The following is an 18339-nucleotide window of genomic DNA, read 5'->3' on the forward strand; positions in this document are numbered from 1 at the left end:
CGGGAGGTTACCGGCGCGGGGTCACGCGGCCGCCGCGCAGGGCGGGCGCCGGGACGACGGCCGGCGCCGCCACGCGACGTGGGTCGGCGGCGACCGCCACCTCGTAGACGCGCAGCACCGCGGCCGCGACCGCGGTCCAGTCGAAGGCCCGCACGCGCGCCCGCCCGGCCACGGCGAGGTCCCGACGCCGGGTCGGGTCGGCCAGGAGGTCGGCGAGGGCGGCGGTCCACGCCGCGGGGTCGTCGGGCGGGAGGAGCAGCCCCGCGGGCGCGCCGGTGTCGGGGTCGGTGAGCACCCGTCGGAACGCCTCGATGTCGCTGGCCGCAACCGGCGTGCCCGCGGCGAGTCCCTCGGCCACGACGATGCCGAAGCTCTCCCCGCCGGTGTTGGGAGTCGCGAGCACGTCCATCGCGCCGAGGGCCCGGGCCTTCGTCCGGTCGTCGACCGCGCCGAGGACGTCGACCCGGTCGGTCAGGGCCGCGGGCAACCGGCGCCGGAGGTCGGCGACGTCCCCCCGACCCACCACGAGCAGCCGGGCGTCGAGCGGGGCCAGGGCCTCGAGCAGGAGGCCCATGCCCTTGCGCGGTTCGTCGAACCGGCCGACGAAGCCGACGGTGGTGGTGCCCTCGGGTCGGGGCACCGGAGCGGCGGCCGCCGCCGCGATCGCCGCCACGTCCACGCCGTTCGGGATCTCCACGGCGTCCCCGCCGAGGTGCTCCACGTAGACCTGCCGGGCCAGCGGCGACACCGCGATCCGCGCGGTCACCCGCTCCAGCAGCGGCCGGAGCACGGGCTGGAAGGCGAGCATGGTGCGCGAGCGCGGGGTGGAGGTGTGGAAGGTCGCGACGACGGGTCCCTCGGCCACCGCGAGCGCCAACATGGACAGGCTGGGCGCGGTGGGTTCGTGCAGGTGCAGCACGTCGAAGTCGCCCGCGGCGAGCCAGCGCCGGACCCGGTGCATCGACACCGGGCCGAACGTCAGCCGCGCGACCGACCCGTTGTAGGGGATCGCCACCGCCCGCCCGGCCCGCGTGACGAACTCCGGGACCGGGGTCGACTCGCTCGCCGGCGCGAGCACGTCGACGTGGTGCCCCAGTCGGCCCAGCGCCCGGGCCAGGTCCAGCACGTGCGCCTGGACGCCGCCCGCCACGTCCAGCGAGTAGGGACACACGATGCCGACGCGCATTGCGGGACAGTCTGGCAGTCCACGGTGGCGGTACCGTGCCCCATGGCCTCGGTGGACGACGTCGACCGACAACTGCTGCGCCTGCTGGGCGCCGATCCGCGCGCCTCGGCCCGCAGCCTGTCCCGCGCGATCGGCATGTCCCCGGGCGCGGTGGGCGAGCGCCTCGAACGCCTGCAGGAACGCGGCGTGATCCGGGGCTGGACCCTGGACGTCGACCCCGCCGCCCTCGGCTACGGCCTCGAGGTGCTGGTGGCGATCGAACTGCGGCAGGGCAAGCCGGTGGAGACCACGATCGACCTGCTCTCCGGCATCTCCGAGGTCCGGTCGATCCAGCTGGTGACCGGCCGCTGGGACCTCGTGCTCACCCTGCTGGTGCGCGACCAGAACCACCTGCGCGAGGTGCTGCTCGCCGACGTCTGGTCGGTGGCCGACTTCCAGCACAGCGAGACCATGATCATCCTCGACACCCGCCGACGCACCGGGTCGGTCGAGGAGTAGCGACCGGGGCCGGGGCCGACACCGCGGTGGCGGGCCGGCCCCGGCGAGGGCCGTGGGTCACGGGGGTGGGCACCGGATCGCGGTGGCCCGACTCCGCCCGACGTCCGGGATCGCCGACCGTCGAACTGACCAGGTGTCCACCATCATGCTTCTCGCCTGCGCTGATGTCCAGTCGTGGGGCGGCGAACCGCTCGAACGTCCGAGCGGCCCGACCGGTCGGGCAGGGGGACCTCACTCATCGACGCGAAGCGCACACTGCGGACACCCACAGCATCGCGGCGAGCACCCCGAACCCCAGCGTCATCGAGCCGTAGGTGCCGCCGGTCATCGCCCACGCGTTCCCGACCACCACGCTGACCGCCGCCAGCACCGACACCACCGCCGCCACGGCGTGGCCCTCGCGACGGAAGCGGCCGGCGAGCAGCAGGCAGGTCACGGCCAGCGCCAGGAACGCGACCGTCCCGGCCACCAGGTGGCCCGCCCCGTGCCAGCTCATCGCCGTGGTCCCGGCCGGGTCGAGCACGAGGGCGCCCGCCGCGACGAACCCGGCGCCGCTCAGTCCCCACCAGCGGGCGACGGCCCGCGAGCCGAGCGACCGGCCCAGCCCGAGCGCCCCGGCCACGGTCAGTCCACCGCCGACGAGGAAGTTCGTGATCTGCAGCCACCCGAGCGACCCGGTCGAGAGCATCGAGAGCGGCTGGACGGTGAAGTCGAAGTCCGACCGCAGGGCGGCCTGGCCGAGGGCGACGGCGCCCCACAGCGGCGCGGACACCGCCCCGGCGAGGAGCAGCCGGCGCGTCGTCGTGGTGGGGGTGGTGGCGACGTCGCGGGTCAGCGTGGCGGTCATGGCGTCCTCCTGGTGAGCGGTGGTGACACCGGGACGTCGCCTGGACCGATGTGACAGGGAATGGGACTCTTCCCTGTCACATCGCCTCGCCCGTCGTCGTGATGACGCACCGACCGACCAGGGAGACACCATGCGATTCCTCATGACCACGGGCGAGAACAGCCGCACTCCCGACGAGGCCCTCTTCGCCGAGATGGGCGCCTTCATCGAGGAGATGACGACGGCCGGGTCGCTCGTGCTGACCGGTGGCCTCACCCCCGACGCCCGCCGCCTCGAGACCGTCGGCGACGAGAGCACCGTGACCGACGGACCGTTCGCCGAGGCCAAGGAAGCGGTGCTCGGCTTCGCGATCATCGACGCCGACTCCTGGGACGAGGCGCTGGAGTTCGCCCGGCGGTTCCGGGCGATCGTCGGCGACGGGCAGTCGACGATCCACCAGGTCTTCACCCCCTGATGGAGCCCGGAGAGGTCGCCGCCGCCGTCTGGCGGGCCGAGTCCGCGACGATCGTCGGCGGTCTCGTCCGCCTGGTCGGCGACGTCGGCCTCGCCGAGGAGCTCGCCCAGGACGCCCTCGTCGCGGCCCTCGAGCAGTGGCCGGCGGCCGGGGTCCCCGACACGCCCGCGGCCTGGTTGACCACGGTCGCCCGGCGGCGCGCCCTCGACCACCTGCGCCGTACGGGGCGGCTGGAGGGCCTTCCCGACGACGGATGGGCGCCGGAGGCGCCGGCGCCCCCGTCCGGCGCGACGACGCCCGACGACGTCCTGCGCCTCGTCCTGCTCACCTGCCATCCGGCCCTCGCCCGCGAGGAACGGACGGCGCTGACCCTGCGACTCGTCGCGGGCCTGTCGACCGCGGAGATCGCCCGGGCGTTCCTGCTCCACGAGCCGCAGGTGGTCGCGCGGATCGCCCGGGCGCGGCGGACGCTGGCCGGGCTCGGCCTCGGGCCGGAGACCGTCGGAGACCGGCTCGACGCCGTCCTCGAGGTCGTCTACCTCGTGTTCAACGAGGGCTACACCGCCACCGCCGGGGACGACCTGCTGCGACCTGCCCTCGTCGACGAGGCCGTGCGCCTCGGTCGGCTGCTCGTCGAGCACGCGCCGGGCGACCCGGAGGTCCACGGCCTGGTCGCGCTCATGGAGCTGCAGGCCTCCCGATCCGCGGCCCGCACCGACGCGGCCGGCGCCCCCGTACCCCTCGACGAGCAGGACCGCTCCCGCTGGGACGCCGACGCGATCCGGCGCGGGCTCACCGCCGTGCTCCGCGCCCGCGAGGTGCAGCACGGTCCGCCAGGGCCCTACGTCCTGCAGGCTGCGATCGCCGCGGGCCACGCCCGGCCGGACGGCACCGACTGGGCGCAGGTCGCAGCCCTCTACGACCTGCTCGTGGTGGTGCTGCCGACCCCGGTCGTCCGGCTCAACCGCGCGGTGGCCCTCGGGCGCGTGCAGGGTCCGGCGGCCGGCCTCGCCGCCGTGGACGAGATCGCCGCGGACGGCGCGCTGCGGGACTACCACCTGCTGGCCGCGGTCCGGGCCGACCTGCTCGCCCGGCTCGGCCGGGACGCCGAGGCCCGCGTGGAGTGGCGGCGCGCCGCCGCCGCGACCACGAACGGCGCCGAGCGGGCGGTCCTCCTGCGCCGGGCCGACGCCCTCGCGGCCGCCGCCGTCTCCGGGCCCACCCTCGGACCCGCCGTCGAGCGCTTCCTCGCCCGGGACGACCTCGCGGCCGCCTCCCGACGCTCGTACGCCCAGACCCTGCACCGGCTCGTCGGCGCCCTCGGCGACCTCCGACCGCTCGCCACGCTCGACGCGGGCACGGTCGCCGCCGTGGTGACTGCGCAGTGGGGCGACGCCTCGGCGGCGACGTGGAACCGGCACCGCGCGACGGTGCGGTCGTTCGTCGCCCACCTCGACCGCGCCGAGCTCGCGAGGGACCTCGTGGTCCGGTCCCTCCCGGCCCGGCCCCCGTCCGGCGCGCCCGCCGCGGTGCCGGACGGTCCGGTACGCGAGCGGGCCCTGTGGACCCTCCTCGCGGAGACCGGGGCGACCGTCACCGACGCGCTGGCCCTCGACGTCCCCGACGTCGGGCGCCTGCGGTGCTCGCCGACGACGACGGCTCTGTTGGCGGCGCTCGTCGGGGACCGGACGGCCGGCCCGCTCTTCCTCACCGACCGACGCCCCGGACCCACGCGGACGCCCGGTGCGCGGGACCTCTGTCCGCACACCGGGCGTCGGCGGCTGTCCTACGAGCGCGCCGAGTACCTGTTCAAGCAGGCCTCCGGCGGCTCGACCCTGCGCTCACTGCGCCGGGATCGTCAGGCGACCATCTCCTCGAGCTCCTTGCCCTTCGTCTCGGCCACGGCCCGGTAGACGAAGACGAAGGAGATCAGGGCGAAGGCCGTGTAGAGGCCGTAGGCCAGCGTGAGGCCCACGTCCGCCAGCGACTGGAACGTCACCGTGATGAGGAAGTTCGCGATCCACTGCGCGGCGGCCGCGACCGAGAGGGCGGCGGCACGCAGGTAGTTCGGGAACATCTCGCCGAGCAGCACCCAGACGACGGGGCCCCACGTGATGGCGAACGAGACGACGAAGAGGTTCGCCGCCACGAGCGCGATCGGTCCCCAGGCCCCGGGCAGCGCCACGGTCGCCTCGCCGCTCTCGCTGACCGCCGGCATCGACTGGGAGAACGACACCGCCATGACGAGCAGCGTGATCGTCATGCCGAGCGAGCCCGCGAGCAGCATCGGCCGACGACCGACCTTGTCGACGATGAGGATCGCGACCACCGTCGAGATGACGTTGATCAGGCCGTTGATCACCGAGGCCAGGAAGGACTGGGACTCGGAGAACCCGACCGCCTGCCACAGCGTCGTCGAGTAGTAGAAGATCACGTTGATGCCGACGAACTGCTGGAACACCGACAGCAGGATGCCGACCCAGACGATCGGCTTGAGGCCGAAGCGCTCGCCGGAGAGGTCGCGCAGCGACGGCTTCACGTCTCGGCGCAGGGACTCGGCGATCTCGCCGATCTTGCGCTGGACCGACTCCATCGACCGGGAGCCCTCCACGGAGTGGAGGACCTCCCCCGCCTTCTCCAGCTGCCCCTTCGCGACGAGGTAGCGCGGGGACTCCGGGATGCGCAGCGCGAGGATCGCGTAGATGGCCGACGGGATGATCCCGACGATGAACATCCAGCGCCACGCCTCGAGCCCGAGCCAGAACTCGTTCGCGGCACCGCCGGCGACCCCGGCGAGCAGGGCGTCGGAGAGCAGGGCGACGAAGATGCCGAGCACGATCGCCATCTGCTGCAGCGAGCCGAGGCGGCCGCGGATGTGCGCCGGGGCGATCTCGGCGATGTAGGCCGGGGCGATGACCGAGGCGATGCCGATGCCCACGCCGGCGAGGATGCGCCAGATGATGAGGTCCCAGACCGCGAACGCGAGACCGGAGCCGATCGAGCTGATCGCGAACAGCGCGGCCGCGATGAGCATGACGCGCACCCGGCCGTACCGGTCGGCGACCGGTCCGGCGAACCACGCGCCCACCGCGGAGCCCAGCAGGGCGCAGGCCACGGCGAAGCCGGAGAGCAGCGGGCTGTTGGTGAGGTCGAACTGGTTGTTCAGCGCGTCGACCGCGCCGTTGATGACGCTGGAGTCGAAGCCGAACAGGAAGCCGCCGACGGCAGCGACGATGGAGACCAGGATGGCCTTCGCCGACGTCTTCGGCGGTGCCCCGGTTCCGGAGGAGACCGACGGGCCCCCCGGCCCGACCGGCTGATCAGTGGTCATGACGTCCCTCTCGTGACAGCGGTGTCCGGATGTGTCCGTGCGAGGTCGGCCGCGCCGACCATGCCCGCCTCCCAGCCGAGTTCGGCCAGGCGGACCTCCGCCACCGGACGGTGCCCGCGACCGGTGAGGTTGCCGCGGAAGGTCGCCTCGACCCGGGACCGCAGCACCTCCCCCGCCTCCGACACCCCGCCACCGATGACGAACACCGACGGGTCGAGCACCGCCGCGAGCTGGGCACAGCCCAGCCCGATCCAGCGTCCGATCTCGTCGAAGCAGTGCAGGGCACCGACGTCGCCGCGCTGGGCGAGCTCGGTGACCATCTCCCCGGTGATCGCGTCCGGGTCCCCACCGGCGCGATCGAGCAGGCCCGCGGCGAACGCCGGGGAGTGCCGGGCGATCTCGCGGGCCTCGGTGACCAGGGCCCGCCCGGAGCCGTACTGCTCCCAGCAGCCCTGGAGCCCGCAGCCGCACCGGCGGCCGTAGGGGACCATCGTGATGTGGCCGATCTCGGCGGCCACGCCGAAGCCGCCGCGCAGCAGCCGACCGCCGATCACGATCCCGCCGCCGACCCCGGTGCCGATCGTGATGGCGACGACGTCGTCGTGGTCCCGCCCGGCGCCGAACCGTGACTCCGACCAGGCCACCACGTTCGCGTCGTTCTCGACGACGACGGGCAGGCCGAGCCGGTCGGAGAGCTTCGTGCGCAGGTCCTCGTCGCGCCACGCGAGGTTGGGCGCGAACATCACCGTCGAGCGGTTCGCGTCGACGAACCCCGCCGCGCCGATCCCGACCGCGTGCACCTCGTGGGCGCCGGCGAGCTCCCGGACCGCGTCGGCGATGCCGGACAGCACGCCCTCGGTCGACTGGGCGGGCGTCTCGCGGCGGGTGTGCGCGAGCAGCTTGCCGTCGCCGTCGACCACGCCGGCGGCGATCTTGGTGCCACCGACGTCGACGCCGACGGTCAACCCGTCGTCGGGAACGTCCTCGGGGCTCACCGGCGGGGTCGAGCTCCGCTGCGCTGCGTCTCCGGTCACGGTGCCCCTACTTCGTCGCCAGCTCGTGGGACGCCAGCCTGTCGACGTCGATGGTCCCCATGTCGGTCACCACGAGGTCGGCGCCCTCGCCGGCGAGGGCGTCGGTGTCGTCCGCGCGCGCGACGCCGATCGCGGCGAACTCGCCGGCCTTCGCCGCCTGGATGCCGTTGGTGGCGTCCTCGCAGACGAACGCGTCGCCCGGCTCCACGCCGAGCTCCTTCGCCGCCGTCAGGAAGATCTCCGGGTGGGGCTTGCCCTGGGCGAAGTCGCGACCGGAGACGTCCACGTCGAACGCCTCGTGCAGGTTGCCCGAGCCGCCGTAGTTCGCGAGGTCGATGCGCTCCAGGAAGAGCTTCGCGTTCTTCGACGACGAGGCCGCGGCGATCGGGATGCCGGCGTTCTTCACCGCGATGACGAAGCGCACGGCGTCGTCGTAGGCGGAGAACTTCCCGTCCTTGATCAGCCGGATGATCATCTCCTGCTTGTGGTCGCCGTACTCGGTGACCCGGCGCTCGACGTCGGGCACGCCGAAGTACTCCAGCGCGGCCGTCGCCCCGGCCTTGCGCGGCTTCCCGGACATCCGCTGGTGGTAGACCTCGGAGGTGAAGGCCTCCGGGCTCCAGGAGGTCTGGTCGCGGATGTCGGACCAGGGGCCCTCCATGAGCTCCTGCAGGGACTCCCGCCACGCCTGCTCGTGGGGCGAGTCGACGAGGACGCCGTCGACGTCGAAGATGCCGCCCTTGAATGCACTCACGATCGATCTCCTCAGACGTGCTCGAGCTCGGTGGTACCGGGAATCTGCGACGGGTCGTCGACGAGGCGGACCGTGGCGCGGTCGCCGGCCTTCATCTCACGGACCTCGCCGCCGAGGTCGACCTTGATCGGGTGCGAGAAGCCCTCCGTGGCGATCTCGACCACGAGCTCGCCGCCGGTCACCGAGACCTGCAGCGAGGTGCCCTGGAAGACCATCGAGTAGCGCAGCCCGTCCAGGCGGCTGGTCACCCGCGGCGCGAAGTGCAGGACGCCGTCGCGCACGTCGCAGCCAACGTAGGCGCGCTGCAGGAGGTCGAGCGTGCCCGACATGACACCCATGTGGATGCCCTCCTTGGTGGTGCCGCCCTGCACGTCGCCGACGTCGGACTCGAGCGCCACGAGGAAGCGGTCCCACGACGACGACGGGTCGATGCCGGCCAGCACCGCCGCGTGCGCGACCAGCGACAGCGTCGAGCCGTGCGAGGTCCGGTGGTCGTAGTAGTCGATGAGGCGGCGCGCGAAGTCCGGGTCGTCGGCGATCTCGCCGTAGCCGAGGCGGTCGAGCACCTCGCGCAGCTCGACGTCGGAGAAGAGGAAGAACAGCATCACCGTGTCGGCCTGCTTGGCGACCTTGTACCGGTCGGGGTCGTCGCCCTCGGCCTTGAGGATGCGGTCCATCCGCTGGATGTTGGTGTGCTTCGCGCGGTAGCCCTCCCAGTCCAGCTCCTCGAGGCCCTCGTAGCCCTCGAACTGGCTGACCACGCGGTGCCCGTCCCCGACGTCGTGGGTGGGCACGTACATCAGCCGCGTCATCTCCTCCCAGCGCGCGATCTCGGCGTCGGTGATGCCGAGGCGGCTGCGCAGGGCGCGGCGGCGGCTGGCGGTGAGCAGGTCGAGCACCTTCGGGGCGGTCGAGCAGATCCACGCCACCATGACGTTGGTGTAGGCGTTGTTGCGCAGACCGCCGGTCCCGGCGCCCGGGTAGCCCTCGTGGAACTCGTCCGGGCCCATGACGCCGTGGATCTCGTAGCGCCCGGTCTGCGGGTTCTTGTGCGCGATCGAGGCCCAGAAGCGCGCGATCTCGAGCATGAGCTCGGCGCCGTAGTCGCGCAGGAACTCCAGGTCGTCGGTGGCCTGGTAGTACTGCCAGACGTTGTAGAAGATCGCCGCGTTCACGTGGCGCTGGTTGTGCGAGTGGTCGGGGTCCCACTGGCCCGAGAGCGGGTTGAGGTGGACGACCTGCGTCTCCTCGGTCCCGTCCGAGCCGGACTGCCACGGGAACATCGCGCCCGAGTAGCCGGCCTCGGCGGCCGCCGCGCGCGCCTCGGCGAGCCGCCGGTAGCGGTACATCAGCAGCCCGCGCGTGATCTCCGGCAGGCGGAAGTTGAGGAACGGGTAGACGTAGAGCTCGTCCCAGAACACGTGCCCGCGGTAGGCCTCGCCGTTGAGCCCACGGGCCGGCACCCCGGCGTCGTGGCGGGCCGTGTGCCGCGAGCAGACCTGGAGCACGTGCGCGGTGTGGAACCGCAGCAGCAGCTGCACGCGGGGTTCCGACGGCAGGTCGATCGCGCAGACGTCCCAGAGCTCGGTCCAGGCGGACTCGTGCTCGGCGAAGGCCTCCGCGAAGTCGGGGTAGCGCTCGACGTGGCGGCCCGCGGCGGTGAGCGTCTCGGTGATCGCGTTGTCGTGGCTGGTGAAGAACGACACCAGCTTCTCGACCTTGATCGACTCGCCCTCGTGGGCCTCGAGGTCGAGCACCTGCTGGATGTAGTCGTTCATCTGGTGCAACGTGCGCTTCGGCTCGACGGCCTGCCACGAGCGCCCGCGGCTGCGCGCGACCCGGGTGCGCGCCGCCTCGGAGATGTAGAGGTTCGACTGCCGGGTGCGGACCTTGAGCGCGATGATCTCCGGACCGAAGGTCCGCGGGCTGACCGGGTCGAGGTGGCGGCCCTCGAGGTCGCGGTAGCGCGCGACCATGTTGTTGTCGACGCGGCCGTCGATCGCGGTGACGATCCCGATCTGCCCGGACCAGTTCTCCGGCGTCAGGACCCACTCGAGCGCCGCCTGGTGGCTGTGCGCCATGGACATGAAGCGGCGGCTGCGCAGGCTCGTCTCCCGGCCCTTGCGGTCGCGGAAGCGCAGCGTGCGGGTGACCAGCGCCGTGCGGATGTCGTAGGAGTGCTCGTAGTCCAGCACCTCGACGTTGTCGAGGGTGATGGCCTCCTCGCCCTCGATGCGCAGCATCAGGGTGAGCCAGTTCGGCAGGTTGACCAGGTCCTCGTTGAGCACCGGCCGGCCGCCGAGGATCGTGGTCTCACGGTTGTAGGCGCCGTGCGCGTAGGTGCCCGCGTAGTGCCGCGGCGGGTCGGTCTCCTCCCACTCCGCAGCACCGCGCGTGCAGAAGTAGCCGTTGCCGGTGGAGGACAACGCCTCGCGCAGGCCCTCCTCCTCGGGATCGAGGCCCCGCCAGGTGAGGGTCCAGCCCTCCGCGTCGTGCCCGGGACCGGTGTCCTCGGCGGTGCGGTGCTCGTCGGTGCTCACCGTCGGTCTCCTCCTGCTGGGGGGCGGCGCTTCTGGGCGGTTCGGGGGATCAGCGGGCGAGTCCGTCGAGGAAGGCGCCGACCGCGTCGACGTCCGGGAGCACCGCCGCCGCGGCGGTCTCGCGGCCCTCGGCGTCGGCCGGGTCGATCACGAGCACCCCGAGTCCGCCGTCGGCGATGCTCGGTGCGGTGAAGGCGTCCTCGTCGGTGACGTCGTCGCCGAGGTAGACGGGCAGGTACTTCTCGCCCCGCAGCTCCAGGACGTCGAGCAGGTGCTCGACGGCGCGTCCCTTGTTCCAGTCGATCTTCGGCTGGATCTCGTGGACGAACTTGCCGGGGGTCACCCGCAGCTGGTCGGGGTGGGCGGCGAGCACGTCGTCGACCAGGCGCTGGACCCGGTCGTGCTCGGACGGATCGACCCCGCGGTAGTGGAGGGCGACCGAGGCGTGCTTCGGCTCCACGAGCGTGCCCCCGATCCCCTCGGCGCGTTCGGTGACCTCGCGCGTCACCTCCTCGACGAGTCCCTCGAACCCGGTGGAGGCGTCGTGGGTGATCCGACCCGTCGTCGGGTGGTGGATGTCGAAGCCGTGGCTGCCGGCGACGACGAGGTCGTCGAGGCCCATCAGCTCCATCACCACCGCCCGGTCGCGACCGGAGACGACGCAGACGCTCGCGCGCCGCGCGAGTTCGGAGACGATCCGGCGCATCTCGTCGGTCATCACGGCGTCGGAGGGGTTGTCGACGATCGGGCTGAGCACGCCGTCGTAGTCCAGGAAGACCGCCGGCGTACGGCCGTCGCCCCGGTCGGCGAGCGCCTCGGCCGGCCCGGGCAGCTGGGACGCACGCGCGCTCATGTGACTGCGACCTCCACGTCGACGTGCGCCACGACCCGCTCGACAGCGGTCGGCGGTCGACTTGTGACGCGCTTCACAGGCTAGTTCCGGACCCCCACGCGGTCAACCGATGAACGCGTGGCGCCGATCTTGGCACGCATGACCGGCTGTGTCCTGCGGGCCGCGCCCGGGGTTCGGAGGACGGGTCAGCCGTGCGCGGCGAGGACGTGCTCGAGGGCCAGCGCGACGGCCCCGAGGACGTGGGCGTGGCGACCGAGCCGGGCGGTGGTCACCTCGACGCCGTCGACCGCGCCCGGGAGCGCCCACCGCTCGAGCGCGGCACGCAGCGGGTCGAGGAGCAGGTCCTCGGCCTGGGCCAGCTCGCCCCCGACGACGATCCGCGCGGGGGTGAGGACGCTGCACAGGCCACCGAGGGCGCGCCCCACGTGCTCGCCGGTGTCGGCCAGCACCCGCCGCGAGGGGGCGTGCCCGCCGCGGGCCCGGGCGACGACCTCCTCGACCGTCAGCGGCGCGCCGAGCAACGGTTCGAGCAGGCCGACCACGGTGGCCGTGGAGGCCCACGTCTCGAGGCACCCCCGGTTGCCGCAGCGGCAGACCGCACCGCCGGGCGGCCCGCCGGAGTCGTCGACCACGACGTGGCCCAGCTCCCCCGCCGTGCCCGTCCGGCCGCGGTAGGGCCGCCCGCCCAGCACCAGTCCGGCCCCGACCCCGTCGGAGAGCTTGAGGTAGACCCCGTCGTCCACCTCGCGCAACGCACCCCACGCCCGCTCCGCGAGGGTGCCGAGCAGGGCGTCGTTGTCCACCACCACCGGTGCGCCGAAGCGCTCGCCCGCGACGGCCGCGGGCCGGATGCCGACCCAGCCGGGCAGGATCCCCGGCTCCCCCACCGCCCCGGTCCGCGCGTCCACCGGCGCCGGGAGGCCGATCCCGACGGCGAGCAGCTCGGGCCGCGGCACGCCCGCGGCGGCCAGGGCCTCGTCGAGCAGGGCCGCGGCCACGTCGAGGCCGACGCCCGCGTCGTGGCCCTCGGCGAGGTCGGAGGACCGCTCGGCGAGCAGGCGCCCCGGCCCCTCCCCCTCGCCGTCGTCCTCGCCCTCCGGCAGCACGGTGACGGCCGCGCGCTGGATGCCCACCCGCACGTGGCGGTGCCCGAAGTCGATGCCGGCGACCACCCCGGGCACGGGGGCGAGCCGCACGGCCCGGACCCGGCGGCCGCCGCGCACCGTGGTGGAGGCGGTGAGGCGGCCCTCGCGGCAGAGGTCGCGCACGATGTTCGACACGGTGGCCGGGGCGAGGCCCGTCGAGGCGGCGATCCCGGACTGGGTCGGCTCCCCCTCCGCGAGCACGGCGTCGAGCACCCGACGACGGTTCGCCTCCCGCAGGCCCGCCGGGGAGCCGGGTCGCACCGCGTTCATCCGATGAACGTAGCCCGTGCTTGTGGCTTGTGTCACTCTCCGGTCGAACGGTGAGCTCACCGGCCCCGACGGCGAGGCGTCCGGACCATCGCTAGCGTCCGTCCGGTGTCCGATTCCGAGGCAGATCTGGCGGCCCTGCGGCAGGCGGTGATCGACGCCCTCGTCGACAGCCGCACCGCGTCGCAGGTGCACGACGACGCCGGTCGCCTGCAGTGGGTCTCCGAACAGCTGCTGCAGCTCGCGGGCGCCGACGACTCCACGGAGGTGGGTCTGGGCATGTCGCTGGACGAGGGGCTCGAGCTCCCCATCTGGTCGGACATGCTCTCGGGGACGACGCGGGAGGAACTGCGGGCCGACCTCGCCCGGCGCCTGCAGCCCGACCACGACCTGCCCCCGTTGTGGGTGTCCCCCGTCGAGCTGAACCTCGCAGGCCGGAACCGGCCCGTCGGGATGCTCGGACTCGGCCTGCGCGCGCCCGACGGGCGGCCCGCCGGCACCGCCCTCGTCTTCGCGCCGCTGCTCCCCGCCCGCGTGCTCGCCCTGGTCAGCGAGGGCGACGAGGCCATGTTCACGCGGATGGCCGACCTGACCGAGCCCGGCCGCCGACCCACCGCGGTGCTGTTCGCCGACATCGACTCCTCCGGCCCGCTCGCCCGGCGCCTGCCCACCCCGGTCTACTTCGACCTCGTCCGGCGCTTCACCACGGTGTTCGACGACCTGGTGGCCCGGCACGGCGGCATCGTCGGCAAGCACGCGGGCGACGGGGCGTCGGCGTTCTTCCTCGCGGCGTGCTCGTCGGGTGGCGGCGTCGGGTCGGAGTCGGCGGCGGCACGGTCCGCCCTCGCCGTGGCGCTGACCCTGCCCGGGGAGGTGTGCACGATCATCGAGGCGCTCGCGGCCGACGGGGTGGGGCTGGACCCGGACGACTGCCGCGTCAACGTCGGCGTGCACTGGGGCGCCGACCTCTACATCGGCCAGATCGTCACCGGCGGGCGGCTGGAGGTGACCGCGCTCGGCGACGAGGTCAACGAGTGCGCCCGGGTGGAGCACGTCGCGTCGGGCGGGCAGACGCTGGTGTCGAAGACGCTCGTGGAGCGCCTCGACCCCGACGACGCCGCCGCGCTCGGCATCGACCCGCTGCGCCTGACCTACCGCCCGCTCGCGGAACTCGCCGGCGACCACGACGCGAAGGCCGTGCGCGACGCCGGGACGCTCGCGGTGGTCGACCTGACCGGCGTGTCCCCCGAGCGCTGAGCCCGAGGGTCACACCACGCAGGCCCGAAGGCCCCGGAACCTGCCCCATGTGAACCTCGGTGCGGGCATCGCCGCGGGCCCGGGCTCGAGGTGCACACCACGCAGGTCCGCGGGCCCCGGGACCTGCCCCACGTGGACCTCGGGTCCGGCGGGCTCAGGCGACGAGGCGGAGCCGGGGTTCCTCGGTGTCGTCGACGTCGGGCCCGGCGGCCTCGTCGGCCGGCTCCTCCACCGTGGGCACCTCGACGGCGGCCTGCACCCCGACGAGGCCGGCGATCGCGACGACGAGGCCGAGCCCGGGCACGAGCTGCTCGGCGCCCGCGAGCAGGACGGGGACGAACGGGCGGACGGAGCGCCAGGTGAGGTCCGGACGGCGGGTCAGGACCGTGGGCGCGGGGATGGTGATCGAGATCGTGATGCTCATGGCGAGCCTCGTTCCGGGACGCGTGCGGGCACGCCCACGCGTCGCGCCCGGATCAGGCCGGGCGGGAGGCGGGCGAGGAGGGACGGAGCGAGCGGGGCCGGGAACCGGCGCCGGGACTGTGACCGGGACTCATCGCTCACCTCCTCTCCTCGCGGGCGACCGCTGATCACTGAACACCCGCACGTTCCGGCCGGTCAACCCCACGATCCGGCCGTCACTGTCGGACCCTTCGGGCACGGTGTCCGACATGACCGATGCGACGGGGTCCGTGGTGGTGGTCGCCGGAGCGACGCGCGGGGCCGGGCGCGGCATCGCGGCCGCGTTCGGCGAGGCGGGGGCGACGGTGGTGTGCACGGGGCGGTCCAGCCGGGCCGGGCGCGCGGGCGTGGTGTCGGACTACGCGGGGCGCCCGGAGACGATCGAGGAGACGGCCGAGCTGGTCACCGCACTCGGCGGGCGCGGCGTGGCCCGCCAGGTCGACCACCTCGATCCCGCGCAGGTGGCGGAGCTCGCCGCGTGGCTGCGGACGGAGTTCGGCCGGGTCGACGTGCTGGTCAACGACATCTGGGGCGCCGAGGACCTCAAGGGCGCGCCGGCGGAGTGGGACACGCCGCTGTGGGAGCACGACCTGGCGGTCGGGCTGCGCATCCTCCGGCTCGCGATCGACACCCACCTGATCACCTCGCACCACCTGCTGCCGCTGGTGCTGGCGCGGCCGGGCGGGCTGGTCGTGGAGGTCACCGACGGCACCACGGCCTTCAACGCGGACCACTACCGGATCTCGGTGTTCTACGACCTCGCGAAGGTCGCGGTGAACCGGCTCGCCTGGTCACAGGGCCGCGAGCTCGCCCCGCGCGGGGCCACGGCGCTCGCGGTCACGCCGGGCTGGATGCGCTCGGAGCTCATGCTGGAGGCCTTCGGGGTCACGGAGGCGACGTGGCGGCAGGCCGTCGGGTCGACGGCCCCGCAGGGCTTCGCGCAGTCGGAGACGCCGCGGTTCGTGGGGCGGGCGATCGCGGCCCTCGCGGCCGACCCCGAGCGGGCCCGGTGGAACCAGACGTCCGTCACGGCGGGCGAGCTCGCCCGCACCTACGGCGTGGTCGACCTCGACGGGACGCAACCCGATGCCTGGGCCCTGCACTGAGCGGCGCGGCTCACCAGCCCCGGTCGGTGAGCCAGCGGTCGCTGACGCTGCGGCGGAACTGGTTGCCCAGGGAGCTGATGCCGCCCACGTCGTAGGCGTGGTTCGCGAACGGCACCGTCACCGTGGTGGCGTCGACCCCGGCCGCCCGGGCGGCGGCGACGAACGCCTCGGGTCCGGCCGGGGGCACCAGCTCGTCGTCCGACGGCACGAGGGCGAGGGTCGGAGGCGCGGCCGGGGTGATCGCGGGGATTCCGGCGATGGCGGTGTAGCGGTCCGGCACCTGGCTCGGGGTGCCCCCGGTGTAGGTCTCGAGGAGCGGCCGCCCGGGTTCGTCCGGGTGCCCGGGGAAGCGGCCGTCCGCCCAGGCGCCGACGGGGTCGACCGCCGGGTACTGCACGAGGACCCCCTGCGGGACGGGCACGCGTCCCCCGCACGCGGACGGCTGGGTGCGCGAGGCCGCGTGGTTGGCGACCGACACCGCCAGCTGCCCGCCCGCGGAGTCGCCGGAGAGCACGATCCGGGTCGGGTCGCCGCCGAGCCCGGGAGCGAGCGCCGGCAGCTGGGTCAGCGCGCACGCGACCTGCGCCGCTGCGAGGTCCCACGTCGGGCGCTGCGGGGTCGCCAGGGTGTAGCCCACGCTGATCACGAGCCGACCGCGCTGGGCGAACCACCGCATGTCCGAGGAGTTGTCGAGCTCCGACCCGGCGGTCCAGCCGCCGCCGTGCACGTAGACCAGGATCGGTGCCGGCCCGGCGGCGCCGGCGGGCCGGTACACCGCCGCGCGCAGGGGCTCCCCGCCCGGGCCGGTCCCGTACTGCGGGTAGCCGTCGGGCAGGGAGACGTCGCCGTGCGGGTCGATGGCCCGCACGAGGTCGATCGCGCCCCCGGCGGCCCCCGCGGCGGACACGACGAGCCCCACGACGACGCCGAGCGCGACGGTGCCCACCAGTCCGAGCCCGACGACGACCGTGCCCGCCCGCCGCAGCCGGAGTCGGACGACCAGGGCGACGAGCGTCGCGACGACCCCGACGACCACGAGCGGCGGCCCGTAGGTCTGCACCGTGATCGTGGCGTTCCCCGACAGCGGTCCGAGTCTGGGCACCAGGGCCCCGAGGGCCACCAGCACCAGGAGGAGGCCGACGGCGCCCAGCAGGAGCAGCGCGAGACCGGCGAGCAGACCGCCGACGCGGTGCCGGGGGCCGGGCGGTGCGCTGGTGACCGTCACGGTCGGGAACCCTACGGCCGGAGCCGGGCCGGGCGGCGGTGCTCAGCGCCCCCGACCGCGCGGACGGGTGATGGGCAGTTCGACGAGATAGCGGTCGGCCCGCACCAGGGCGTCCACCCGCTCGACCACCTGGCCGCCCTCGTCCCGCGAGGTCCGCACGAAGCGCCACGCCGGGCTGCCGGGCGGCACGTCGAGCAGCACGGCGTCCTCGCCCAGGACCAGCACCGGTTCCGCGGTCTGGCAGCCGTCGGCGATGCGGCGGCCGTACCGGATCTCCAGCAGCTCGTACCACGACGCTCCGCCGTCCAGGTCGGACGCACACAGCCCCGGCGCGACGGCGCCGGGCACGTGCAGCACCTCGCGCGCCATCGGCTCGTCGTCGGCCAGCCGCAGGCGGGCGATCCGGACGACGGGGTCCTTGGTCCGGATCTCCAGGCCCGCCGCCAGGTCGTCGTCGGCGGGGAGTTCGTCGCCCCACAGCACCCGCGTGGCGGGGCGCAGCCCCCGCCGCGCCATGTCGTCGTGGAAGGACACCGCGTCGAGCGGGTGGGCGGGCGCGGTCCGCCGGGCGTAGGTCCCCGCACCGTGGCGCCGCTCCACGACGCGACGGCTGGTCAGGTCCGCGAGCGCGAGGCGCACCGTCGAGCGCGACACCGCGCAGGTCTCGGCGAGTTCACGCTCCCCGGGGAGCAGCGCGCCCGGGCCGAGGACGCGGCACAGCCGCTCCACCTCGGCCGCGACGCGCGTGACACGCGATTCCGGCATGCCTCCGGTCCTACCACGGTTGCCCGGTACCTCCGGTACCCGCAATCGCTTGCGCTGTTGAGTTGTCCACAATCGGCCGTAGCGGTCAGCCCTGTCCGCCCCGTCAGCCCTGTCCCGCGGCACGACGGCGGGCGCGGTGCGCGGCCACGTTCGCGCGGTTGCCGCACAGACCCGGCATGCAGTACCGGCGGCGCCCGGGCCGACTGGTGTCGATGAAGACGCCCGAGCAGGTGTCCGACGAGCAGGGACGGAAGCGGTCGGGCCCGAGGTGCAGCTGCACGGCGAGGATGCCCAGACCCGCGACGGCCCCGAGCATCGCGGTCACCGGGGTGCCGTCGGGGACCGTGGCCGCCCAGCCGTCGGCCAGCGTCACGCCGCCGACGGCGGCGGTCAGCTCCCCGGCGACGAGGACCCGCCGCTCCGGGTCGGGCTCCTCGATCAGCGGACGGAGCCGCTCCCGCAGGGCACGGACGGGCGGGAGGTCGTCGGGCCCCACCGCCCACCCGCCGAGGCCGTGCTCGCCCAGGAAGGCGGTCAGGGCGTCGAGGGCGTCGAGCTTCTCGACCCCGCGCCAGACCGTCGGCGAGGTGTTCACGAGGTCCATCGCCACGCCCG

The 18339-nt window shown here is 74.2% G+C and carries 17 protein-coding genes; 5 read left to right on the forward strand and 12 right to left on the reverse strand.

The features are described from left to right. Positions 1-7 precede the first annotated feature (7 nt). Positions 8-1186 (reverse strand): glycosyltransferase family 4 protein, encoded by a 1179-nt coding sequence (locus tag BJ983_RS10370; RefSeq protein ID WP_179793722.1) that lies wholly within the window; start codon positions 1184-1186, stop codon positions 8-10. 42 nt (positions 1187-1228) lie between these two features. Here BJ983_RS10370 and BJ983_RS10375 point away from each other — a divergent pair, with 42 nt between their 5' ends. Then, positions 1229-1684 carry an Lrp/AsnC family transcriptional regulator gene (locus BJ983_RS10375; RefSeq protein ID WP_018330283.1) on the forward strand — a complete coding sequence of 152 codons (456 nt, stop codon included), beginning with the start codon at positions 1229-1231 and terminating at the stop codon, positions 1682-1684. Positions 1685-1919: 235 nt separating this feature from the next. On the opposite strand, the gene BJ983_RS10380 is transcribed toward BJ983_RS10375, so the two are convergent. Next, positions 1920-2531, reverse strand: a complete 612-nt coding sequence (locus tag BJ983_RS10380) for a DUF998 domain-containing protein (protein WP_179793723.1) — start codon at positions 2529-2531, stop codon at positions 1920-1922. A 142-nt stretch (positions 2532-2673) separates the two neighbouring features. Between BJ983_RS10380 and BJ983_RS10385 the strand changes: the two genes are divergently transcribed. Next, entirely contained in the window at positions 2674-2985 is a 312-nt protein-coding gene (locus BJ983_RS10385) for a YciI family protein (protein WP_246325563.1), read from the forward strand. After that, positions 2985-4898, forward strand: a complete 1914-nt coding sequence (locus tag BJ983_RS10390; RefSeq protein ID WP_179793725.1) for a DUF6596 domain-containing protein — start codon at positions 2985-2987, stop codon at positions 4896-4898. Before BJ983_RS10385 ends, BJ983_RS10390 begins: the two co-directional genes overlap by 1 nt. Here BJ983_RS10390 and BJ983_RS10395 read toward each other — a convergent pair. From BJ983_RS10395 to BJ983_RS10420, 6 genes are all read right to left on the reverse strand, one after another. Next, entirely contained in the window at positions 4844-6316 is a 1473-nt protein-coding gene (locus tag BJ983_RS10395) for a sugar porter family MFS transporter (protein ID WP_179793726.1), read from the reverse strand. The genes BJ983_RS10390 and BJ983_RS10395 overlap by 55 nt on opposite strands. After that, positions 6313-7350, reverse strand: coding sequence for an ROK family glucokinase (locus BJ983_RS10400; protein WP_343053998.1), 1038 nt, complete (start codon positions 7348-7350; stop codon positions 6313-6315). Before BJ983_RS10400 ends, BJ983_RS10395 begins: the two co-directional genes overlap by 4 nt. A 7-nt stretch (positions 7351-7357) precedes the next feature. Then, complete coding sequence (locus BJ983_RS10405) at positions 7358-8104, reverse strand: HAD-IA family hydrolase (protein WP_179793727.1); 747 nt, start codon at positions 8102-8104, stop codon at positions 7358-7360. Between the two features lie 11 nt (positions 8105-8115). Further along, complete coding sequence (locus BJ983_RS10410) at positions 8116-10644, reverse strand: glycoside hydrolase family 65 protein (protein ID WP_179793728.1); 2529 nt, start codon at positions 10642-10644, stop codon at positions 8116-8118. Between the two features lie 49 nt (positions 10645-10693). Further along, positions 10694-11497, reverse strand: a complete 804-nt coding sequence (otsB, locus tag BJ983_RS10415; RefSeq protein WP_179793729.1) for a trehalose-phosphatase — start codon at positions 11495-11497, stop codon at positions 10694-10696. Positions 11498-11682: 185 nt separating this feature from the next. After that, a complete protein-coding gene (locus BJ983_RS10420; RefSeq protein ID WP_179793730.1) occupies positions 11683-12912 on the reverse strand; it encodes an ROK family transcriptional regulator in 1230 nt (409 codons plus the stop codon). A gap of 105 nt (positions 12913-13017) precedes the next feature. On the opposite strand from BJ983_RS10420, the gene BJ983_RS32205 reads away from it, so the two are divergent. Beyond that, positions 13018-14166, forward strand: coding sequence for an adenylate/guanylate cyclase domain-containing protein (locus BJ983_RS32205; RefSeq protein ID WP_179793731.1), 1149 nt, complete (start codon positions 13018-13020; stop codon positions 14164-14166). A 154-nt stretch (positions 14167-14320) separates the two neighbouring features. Here the strand turns inward: BJ983_RS32205 and BJ983_RS10430 are convergent, their stop codons facing one another. After that, complete coding sequence (locus BJ983_RS10430; protein ID WP_179793732.1) at positions 14321-14590, reverse strand: hypothetical protein; 270 nt, start codon at positions 14588-14590, stop codon at positions 14321-14323. 247 nt (positions 14591-14837) lie between these two features. On the opposite strand from BJ983_RS10430, the gene BJ983_RS10435 reads away from it, so the two are divergent. Next, complete coding sequence (locus tag BJ983_RS10435; RefSeq protein ID WP_179793733.1) at positions 14838-15734, forward strand: SDR family oxidoreductase; 897 nt, start codon at positions 14838-14840, stop codon at positions 15732-15734. A gap of 10 nt (positions 15735-15744) precedes the next feature. On the opposite strand, the gene BJ983_RS32210 is transcribed toward BJ983_RS10435, so the two are convergent. The 3 genes from BJ983_RS32210 to BJ983_RS10450 all read right to left on the reverse strand — a co-directional run bounded on the left by BJ983_RS32210 (position 15745) and on the right by BJ983_RS10450 (position 18328). After that, complete coding sequence (locus BJ983_RS32210; RefSeq protein ID WP_179793734.1) at positions 15745-16959, reverse strand: alpha/beta hydrolase fold domain-containing protein; 1215 nt, start codon at positions 16957-16959, stop codon at positions 15745-15747. A gap of 42 nt (positions 16960-17001) precedes the next feature. After that, positions 17002-17724 (reverse strand): GntR family transcriptional regulator, encoded by a 723-nt coding sequence (locus BJ983_RS10445; RefSeq protein ID WP_179793735.1) that lies wholly within the window; start codon positions 17722-17724, stop codon positions 17002-17004. A gap of 103 nt (positions 17725-17827) precedes the next feature. Further along, a complete protein-coding gene (locus BJ983_RS10450) occupies positions 17828-18328 on the reverse strand; it encodes a CGNR zinc finger domain-containing protein (protein WP_179797640.1) in 501 nt (166 codons plus the stop codon). Positions 18329-18339 lie beyond the last annotated feature (11 nt).

Source organism: Actinomycetospora corticicola, from assembly GCF_013409505.1.
GTDB lineage: Bacteria > Actinomycetota > Actinomycetes > Mycobacteriales > Pseudonocardiaceae > Actinomycetospora > Actinomycetospora corticicola.

Excerpts from the sequence above, each read along its gene's own strand:
- BJ983_RS10370 (WP_179793722.1), bottom strand. The coding sequence starts at position 1,186 with ATGCGCGTCGGCATCGTGTGTCCCTACTCGCTGGACGTGGCGGGCGGC.
- BJ983_RS10375 (WP_018330283.1), top strand. The coding sequence starts at position 1,229 with ATGGCCTCGGTGGACGACGTCGACCGACAACTGCTGCGCCTGCTGGGC.
- BJ983_RS10380 (WP_179793723.1), bottom strand. The coding sequence starts at position 2,531 with ATGACCGCCACGCTGACCCGCGACGTCGCCACCACCCCCACCACGACG.
- BJ983_RS10385 (WP_246325563.1), top strand. The coding sequence starts at position 2,674 with ATGACCACGGGCGAGAACAGCCGCACTCCCGACGAGGCCCTCTTCGCC.
- BJ983_RS10390 (WP_179793725.1), top strand. The coding sequence starts at position 2,985 with ATGGAGCCCGGAGAGGTCGCCGCCGCCGTCTGGCGGGCCGAGTCCGCG.
- BJ983_RS10395 (WP_179793726.1), bottom strand. The coding sequence starts at position 6,316 with ATGACCACTGATCAGCCGGTCGGGCCGGGGGGCCCGTCGGTCTCCTCC.
- otsB (WP_179793729.1), bottom strand. The coding sequence starts at position 11,497 with ATGAGCGCGCGTGCGTCCCAGCTGCCCGGGCCGGCCGAGGCGCTCGCC.
- BJ983_RS10420 (WP_179793730.1), bottom strand. The coding sequence starts at position 12,912 with ATGAACGCGGTGCGACCCGGCTCCCCGGCGGGCCTGCGGGAGGCGAAC.
- BJ983_RS10430 (WP_179793732.1), bottom strand. The coding sequence starts at position 14,590 with ATGAGCATCACGATCTCGATCACCATCCCCGCGCCCACGGTCCTGACC.
- BJ983_RS10435 (WP_179793733.1), top strand. The coding sequence starts at position 14,838 with ATGACCGATGCGACGGGGTCCGTGGTGGTGGTCGCCGGAGCGACGCGC.
- BJ983_RS10445 (WP_179793735.1), bottom strand. The coding sequence starts at position 17,724 with ATGCCGGAATCGCGTGTCACGCGCGTCGCGGCCGAGGTGGAGCGGCTG.
- BJ983_RS10450 (WP_179797640.1), bottom strand. The coding sequence starts at position 18,328 with ATGGACCTCGTGAACACCTCGCCGACGGTCTGGCGCGGGGTCGAGAAG.